Annotated in this window: 2 protein-coding genes and 1 pseudogene; 1 reads left to right on the top strand and 2 read right to left on the bottom strand. The window is 42.7% G+C overall.

Going from position 1 to position 1,915, the window contains the following annotated elements:
- Positions 1-502 precede the first annotated feature (502 nt).
- Positions 503-769 (top strand): annotated as a pseudogene (locus tag AC1DSB_RS18680) (thioredoxin reductase); the annotation flags it as partial.
- Positions 770-803: 34 nt separating this feature from the next.
- On the opposite strand, the gene AC1DSB_RS18675 reads toward AC1DSB_RS18680, so the two are convergent.
- Complete coding sequence (locus tag AC1DSB_RS18675; RefSeq protein WP_477532020.1) at positions 804-1,505, bottom strand: ECF transporter S component; 702 nt, start codon at positions 1,503-1,505, stop codon at positions 804-806.
- Positions 1,481-1,915 (bottom strand): ATP-binding cassette domain-containing protein (locus tag AC1DSB_RS18670; protein WP_477587349.1); only part of this gene is annotated, 435 nt, incomplete at its 5' end. The genes AC1DSB_RS18675 and AC1DSB_RS18670, both read right to left, overlap by 25 nt.

The raw sequence follows: 1,915 nt of genomic DNA, 5'->3' as shown, positions 1-1,915 counted from the left end.
CTTCAGTACAAGCTGCAAGCACTAAAGAAAGTGAAGCAATAAGCAATAATAGTTTTTTCATCATTCAATCTCCTTTAATCTTGGGAATATTTAGTTATATTACCACAGATAAACTCCCTTGTAAATGAATTACCAAATAGTTCACCGTTTAATAACGTTTTCAAAGATCTTATAAAGCCCGATTCAATCACTGAACCGAAGGGTTTTGTTCAGTAAATCAGGAGTTAATGAACACCCTATATTTACAGTGTTTTGTGAGGTTAATTCTTTTATTAATGTTCAAGAACTCGTTCAATAATCTAAGTTCAGTAACCTATACGACACCTAAGTATAGGTACACGATTAAATCTAGGCCATAAGAAAAAGCCGCCTTGTAAAGGCTGCCGGTTATTCAACTAAAGCACCCGATAGTTGAAAATGAAAAAAGCAATTTATCACTTATTAAATTCAGGAGTCTTCATTAATCTTTGGAAAAAATAGTCCCGTCCAGTTGGAGTTGGCTGATGGCTGCTTTATAGCAAGCTGCATCACCAGTGAAGCATCGATTCCAGGAGTCGTTGCAGTAGGCGATTTATTGAAACATGATTGCAAACTTAATTTGATTGCAGGTACATTTCAAGACACAGCCAACACCATTAACAAAGCAAAGCAATACATCCAACCGGATGCTGCTAGTCTGGGGATGATTTCATCTCACAATGAGGTCTTTAAAACTCGTAATAAAGAATTAATAAAAGATTTGATTAAAGAAAAATACAAGTTTGAATGAACCACGAAAATGCATCAAAGAAGAATGTATTCACTTACACATAGCCTTTCACACTTAGCAGACTGTATTTTCTCTTGAAGCGTTCCAAGATTTTCGTCCATCTTGACCCGAAAACTAAAATGAAAAATACATTCGATAATCCATGCGCCAAATCGAAATAGATGCTGGAGACATAGACACCGACAAAAAATTCCCTTGTCAACATCTCCATGTTGCTTACAATGATCCACATGTTCATGAACCAACCGAATAAATATCCCCAAAGGAACCCGAAGATGCACTTACCCCACATTTTCTTCATCCACCAAACGTTACGCAACAGACCGGCACTCATCCCAAGCATTCCCCACGCATACATTTGCCATGGAGTCCAAGGTCCTTGTCCCAAGAAGATGTTGGAAACGACCGCTGCGACAGCCCCTACGATGAAGCCCGATTCCGCCCCGAAAACAAGACCGGCCATCATGATGACGAATGACGTGGGCTGGACACTGGGCAGGCCCGCAAAAGGAACGCGGCTAACCGCCGCAATGGCCGCGAGCATCGCCAAAATGACGATTTCCCGCCCTGCCAATTCCCTGAATTCAAAACGGGAAAAGAAGGGGAGCATGGTACAAGCGATAATCGCAAGGCTCAGCAGCAGATAGGCATTGTAATCGAAATAAACGATGGAAACAATGAGCATGGTGAGCACAATAAAAGAAGCGGCCATCAAGTAAATGTGGGAGCGGGCCATGTTTCGATCGCCTCCTCTAACGTAAGTGCTTCATATACATTGCTTGACCTTGTCGCCCGGTTGATTGCCGTGGTGTAGAAGTAATTCCCTTTGAATAATTGATCCGCCGTGCCGGCAACCGTTATTTCCCCATCAAACATGATAGCGCATCTTTGTGCATTCCGGGCAGCGAACTCGATGTCATGCGTCACCATCATGATGGTCAATCCTTCACGATGGAGCCTATAGAGCACTTYGGAAAAGCGCTTTTTCGAGATGGGATCCAGCCCTTTTGTCGGTTCATCGATGAACAGGATATCAGGAGAGCCAATCAGCATGCAGGCAAGTGCCGCCCTTTGTATTTCTCCGCCTGAGCAATCATACGGATGGCGATCCCGCAGATGTGTAATATTGAATGCCTTCATCAATTC

The sequence above is a fragment of the Paenisporosarcina sp. P4_E4_2 genome (genome assembly GCF_056401595.1).
This window is presented reverse-complemented; position numbering and strand designations above follow the sequence as displayed.